We start from the raw sequence: 5,111 nt of genomic DNA on the forward strand, positions 1-5,111 counted from the left end.
GGTTTCCTCCGAGATATAGATTTTGTTTGGTAGCATTATTATATCAGAAACCTATGTGTCATTTTTTATAGGTGTTGCACTTGTATTGTAAATTCGCCATACAGAAAAACCGCCGCAGGAGCCCCTATCTCCTGCGGCGGTTCTCTTATTCTACGATGAGCGCGCCGTCTTCGCGCTGCGCCGCGTAGCCGACGATTTCCGCGCAGGGAATGGCCGACTGCAATTCCTTCAGAAAGGCCATGCAGTCCCGTTCCGAGACGGCAATAAGCAGGCCTCCCGACGTCTGCGGGTCGTACAGGACGTCCATCATAGCCCGGCCGACGTCGCCCCTGACGACGACCTGCCCGTCCGTATAAGCCCGGTTGCGGTATGCGCCGGCGGGAATAAAGCCCATGTCGGCCATCTCGCAGGCTTCACCGTAATAGGGAACGCTTCCCGCCATGACGTGCAGCGTAAGGCCGCTTCCCCGGGCCATTTCAAAGGCGTGGCCCAAAAAGCCGAAGCCCGTCACGTCGGTGCAGCCGCCGACGTCGTAGCGGACCATGATATCCCTGGCCGCCTTGTTGAGCTGCGCCATTTGGCTGTGCAGCTCGCGCAGCAGGCCTTCCTCCACCATATCTCCCTGGGCCGCCGTCATGAGGATGCCTACGCCTAAGGGCTTGGTCAAAATCAATACGTCGCCTTCGCGGGCCGACGAATTGCGCAGGAGCTTCTGCGGATGGACGAAGCCCGTCACGGACAGGCCGTACTTAGGCTCCTTGTCTTCTATGGTATGGCCGCCTGTAATGAGGACGCCCGCTTCATAAGCCTTATCATAGCCGCCCTGCAGGATAGCCCGGACGGCATCCTTTCCCATCTGCGAATTGATGCACATGACGTTCATAGCCAGCTTCGGCTCGCCGCCCATGGCGTACACATCGCTCAGGGCGTTGGCCGCCGCAATTTGTCCAAATAAGAACGGGTCGTCGACGATGGGCGGAAAGAAATCGACGGTCTGCACCAAGGCCAATTCCTCGCTGACGACGTATACCGACGCGTCGTCGCTCTTATCGTAGCCGACGATCAGCCGTTCGTCATATCTTGTTGGAATACCTTCCAACAGCTGCGCCAGTTCCCCGGCGCCAATCTTAGCACCTCACCCCGAGCAGGACGCCATTTGAGTCAATTTGATCCTTTCATCCATAGCCGGCACCTCCCTTCTTCAGCTTCCATATCCCTACAGGATACGGTTTACCGGCCTTCCCGTTCCAGGATTTCCTTGCCGACAGTTACGCCGGCCGCCGAGGCCTGCACCAGCCCCCGCGTAATGCCGGCGCCGTCGCCGATGGCAAAGAAATTGGGAATCTTCGTTTCCAATTTGTGATTCAGTTCCAGCCGGTTGGAATAAAATTTAACTTCCACGCCGTACAGCAGCGTATGGCGCGAATTGGCACCGGGAGCCACCTTGTCCAGCGCCTCGAGCATTTCCTTGATGTCCTGCAGGTGGCGGTACGGCAGGACGAGGGACAAGTCGCCCGGCGTCGCGTCGGGCATCGTCGGCCGCACGAGGCCCCGCAGAATGCGCTCCGGCGTCGAACGGCGGCCGTCGAGAAGATCTCCCAGCCGCTGGACGATGACGCCGCCGCCGAGGATATTGGCCAAATTGGCGATGTACTTTCCGTATTTGATCGGCTCGTGGAAGGGCTCGGTGAACTTCTTCGACACGAGGATGGCAAAGTTCGTGTTTTCGCTGCGCTTGTGAGCATAGCTGTGGCCGTTGACCGTCAAGAGGCCGTCGTTGTTTTCTTCTACGACGAAGCCATAGGGATTCATGCAGAAGGTACGAATCCTATCGTCGAAGGACTTGCTGAAATAGATGAGCTTCGATTCGTACACTATGTCGGTAATGGTCTCTAAAATTTCTGCCGGCATTTCTACGCGCACACCGATATCGACGGCGTTGGACGTCAGCTTGAGGCCCAGCTTGTCTACTTCGCCGACAAACCATTCCGAGCCTTCCCGGCCCGGCGCGCAGACCAGGTAGCGGCAGGCATACAGCTGATCTGCTATGATAACGCCCCGCACCTGCCCGTCTTCCACGACGATATGGTCTACGGCCGTATCGGCCATGATGTCGATCTTGCCGTCGAGGAAGTCGCGCATATTCGTCAGTATCTGGGCGTTTACATCCGTGCCGAGGTGGCGTATCCGCGCCGGAATAAGCCGTAAATCAGCCGCCGCGGCCTTGCGCTGCATCTGGCGGATGCACTCCTTATTTTCGTCGCCGTATACCTTGCGGTCTGCGCCGCCGAAGCGGCAGTATACGTCGTCGACATAGGCTATTTTTTCCATGAGCTCGGCCTTGGACATGTAGTCGTCCAAATTGCCGCCGTATTCCGTCGTCAGCGTCAACTTGCCGTCGCTGAAGGCGCCGGCGCCGCCCCAGCCGCACACGACGTTGCGGACCTTATCCTTAGGCAGGGCGTTTTTATTGCGGCTCGTCGCAATGCGCTCGCGAATGTCCTGCCCCTTTTCCACGATGAGAATACTCAGGCCCGTATCAGCCAGCTCCAGAGCCGTAAAAATACCGGCCGGCCCGGCCCCGATAATGATGACGTCATAGGTTTTTACAGCGTTCATCGTCTATCTCTCCTTTCGCCGCGGCCTGCTGCCGCGCAGTCGGGATATCTGCGATTGTATATCAACTATCCTCATTTAGCGTATCATGGGGCACGGGCCCTGTCAATATAAGGCGACCCCTGCTCTTCCCGGCAGGTTGTGCTATAATAAGGGCATGACTATACAAGCAAGGAGAGGTTTCATATGGCACAAAAACGAAAAGACCGACGGCAGCAGGCTGTCGACGACCCGAAGGAAGAGCTTCGGCTGCAGGAATACATCTTTCTCTGGACCTTCCTGCTCATGGTCCTCCTATTAGTGTCCTTATATCTGCAAATCAATCCGATCGTCCCGGCAGCGGCAGGCGTCGTCCTCGTCGTGTCTACTATCGCCCTGTACGTCAAATACCGCGAATTCTACGCCGTCCGCGACCGAGGCCAGCGTACCTGGTGCTCCGTCCTGTCGATGTACGCCAGCCTGCTCCTCACGCTGGGCTGCGCCTATTACTACTCGCAGCACGAAAAGCTGACCGACGAATACGCCCTCGTGTTCCTCTTCGGCTTTCTGTTCTTTACGTACATGGCCTACCGCACGCTGAGCCGTTCCATGGTCGTCGGCAACAAGCGAGTTCGCGTAAAACGCTGACGGCAGCGGGAAAAAGCCGGCAGGAAACAGTTATGCCGAAAGGCCAGGCAAAAGGCCGAAACGAATCAACTGCATACTTGAGAATATAAAAACAGCGCACACGATATCGTATGCGCTGTTTTTATGCACGCCGCTATAAACGGCGCAGCCTGTCGCTCTTAGCCTTCGAAGGGATGAGCGGCCTGTTCTTTCATGATATCTGTCGTAATTGCGTCAGAGCAGCAAACGGCGACGACGTCTACGACGTCTTCTGTCGAGCAGCCACGGGACAAGTCGAGAATCGGTTTTGCCAAGCCCTGAACCAAGGGGCCAAGAGCCGTTGCGTTGGCAAAACGCTGAACCATCTTGTAGCCGATGTTAGCAGCATCGAGGTTCGGGAAAATGAGGACGTTGGCATGGCCGGCAACCTTGGAACCCGGAGCTTTGCGTTCGCCAACTTCCGGTACCAACGCGGCGTCAGCCTGCATTTCGCCGTCGAAGTCGAATTCTACGCCGCGGTCTTTCAGGATCTGTACAGCCTGACGAACTTTGTCGACAGATTCGCCGGCGCCGCTGCCCATGGTGGAGTAGGACAAGAAGGCAACGCGAGGTCTTAACATCTGTACAGTTCTTTCAGCACGTTCCACGCAGATGCAGGCAATGTCAGCCAGCTGTTCTGCCGTCGGATCGGGAATAACACCGCAGTCGCCCAGTACGAGGATGCCGTTATCGCCGTACTGCGGCGTATTGGTCAGCAAAATGAAGGCACTGGATACGGTCTTGTTGCCCGGACGGGGGCCTACGACCTGAAGGCCGGCGCGGATAACGTCGGCAGACGTCGTAATCGCACCGGATACGACACCGTCAGCTTCGCCGAGAGCAACGAGGCCGGCAGCGAAGAAGGTGTAGTTGTTAACCATAACTTCGTATGCTTTTTCCGGCGTCATGCCTTTCTTTTCGCGGCGTTTTGCAAAATATGCGCACAATTCGTCCATGCGGTAATACGTTGCCGGGTCGATTACTTCAACGCCCGTAAGGTCAATCTGGTATTTAGCAGCATCTTTTTTGATTTGTTCCAGTTTGCCTACGAGGACAATTCTGGCAAAGCCTTCGGCCAAAACACGTTCGGCAGCTTTCAGTACGCGGGGGCTGCTCGTTTCCGGAAGAACAATCTTCTTCTGCGCTTTCGCAACACGGGCTTTCAAATCTTCAGTAAATCGCATGAGGGAACCACTCCTTAAATAAATCTTAAAAATGAATGTTTGACAGCTTTATTATAATACAAAATGGAGTCGAATCAAATACGTTTCGCCCGCTTATTGCAATAATACGAACAATTCGGCATGAAAGTTAATCATTTTATAATATACTATTATGCATTTATGCTATCATACATGAGTCTATGTGTTATCTTAAAGGCCGGCGGCAGAACGAAGGGAGTTTCGTTCCTGACCAGAAGACGAGGAATTTCAGCAAAGAGGGGATATCTTCGTATGCCAACAGGAAGCAACGACAGACATTCGGTACGCAGCGTCTTGGCCAATAACCGTCATACATGCAAAAAAAGACATACACCGAAGTGTATGTCTTGTAAAAAAATTGGTGGGCGATAACAGGATCGAACTGCTGACATCCTGCTTGTAAGGCAGGCGCTCTCCCAGCTGAGCTAATCGCCCGGATAGTGGTGACCCCTACGGGATTCGAACCCATGTTCTCGCCGTGAAAGGGCGGTGTCTTAAACCACTTGACCAAGGGGCCATGCTAGAGTAAATGATGGTGATCCACCCGAGATTCGAACTCGGGACACCCTGATTAAAAGTCAGGTGCTCTACCGACTGAGCTAGTGGATCATAAATTTGGCAGGGGTAGCTGGATTCGAACCAACGATG

Annotated in this window: 4 protein-coding genes and 3 tRNA genes; 1 reads left to right on the plus strand and 6 read right to left on the minus strand. The window is 54.9% G+C overall.

Annotation, left to right across the window (positions count from 1 at the left end):
* Positions 1 to 145: 145 nt before the first annotated feature.
* Both selD and OCV58_RS11275 read right to left on the minus strand, forming a co-directional pair.
* The gene (selD, locus tag OCV58_RS11270; protein WP_154877897.1) at positions 146 to 1,183 is read right to left on the minus strand and encodes a selenide, water dikinase SelD; all 1,038 of its coding nucleotides are present in this window, start codon (positions 1,181 to 1,183) and stop codon (positions 146 to 148) included.
* A gap of 47 nt (positions 1,184 to 1,230) precedes the next feature.
* The gene (locus tag OCV58_RS11275) at positions 1,231 to 2,619 is read right to left on the minus strand and encodes an NAD(P)/FAD-dependent oxidoreductase (protein WP_087478867.1); all 1,389 of its coding nucleotides are present in this window, start codon (positions 2,617 to 2,619) and stop codon (positions 1,231 to 1,233) included.
* A gap of 183 nt (positions 2,620 to 2,802) precedes the next feature.
* Here OCV58_RS11275 and OCV58_RS11280 point away from each other — a divergent pair, with 183 nt between their 5' ends.
* Positions 2,803 to 3,243, plus strand: coding sequence for a hypothetical protein (locus OCV58_RS11280; RefSeq protein WP_087478868.1), 441 nt, complete (start codon positions 2,803 to 2,805; stop codon positions 3,241 to 3,243).
* Positions 3,244 to 3,401: 158 nt separating this feature from the next.
* Here OCV58_RS11280 and pta read toward each other — a convergent pair whose 3' ends face one another.
* The 4 genes from pta to OCV58_RS11300 form a co-directional block, all read right to left on the minus strand.
* Positions 3,402 to 4,445: a phosphate acetyltransferase gene (gene pta / locus OCV58_RS11285; RefSeq protein ID WP_154877898.1), complete on the minus strand. Its 1,044-nt coding sequence runs from the start codon at positions 4,443 to 4,445 to the stop codon at positions 3,402 to 3,404.
* 377 nt (positions 4,446 to 4,822) lie between these two features.
* A tRNA-Val gene (locus OCV58_RS11290) sits at positions 4,823 to 4,898 on the minus strand.
* A gap of 6 nt (positions 4,899 to 4,904) precedes the next feature.
* Positions 4,905 to 4,980, minus strand: a tRNA-Glu gene (locus tag OCV58_RS11295).
* 16 nt (positions 4,981 to 4,996) lie between these two features.
* Positions 4,997 to 5,072: transfer RNA gene (locus tag OCV58_RS11300), tRNA-Lys, on the minus strand.
* Between the last annotated feature and the right edge of the window lie 39 nt (positions 5,073 to 5,111).

Origin of the sequence: Megasphaera stantonii (assembly GCF_025567065.1) — a bacterium.
GTDB lineage: Bacteria > Bacillota > Negativicutes > Veillonellales > Megasphaeraceae > Megasphaera > Megasphaera stantonii.

Excerpts from the sequence above, each read along its gene's own strand:
- OCV58_RS11275 (WP_087478867.1), bottom strand. The coding sequence starts at position 2,619 with ATGAACGCTGTAAAAACCTATGACGTCATCATTATCGGGGCCGGGCCG.
- OCV58_RS11280 (WP_087478868.1), top strand. The coding sequence starts at position 2,803 with ATGGCACAAAAACGAAAAGACCGACGGCAGCAGGCTGTCGACGACCCG.
- pta (WP_154877898.1), bottom strand. The coding sequence starts at position 4,445 with ATGCGATTTACTGAAGATTTGAAAGCCCGTGTTGCGAAAGCGCAGAAG.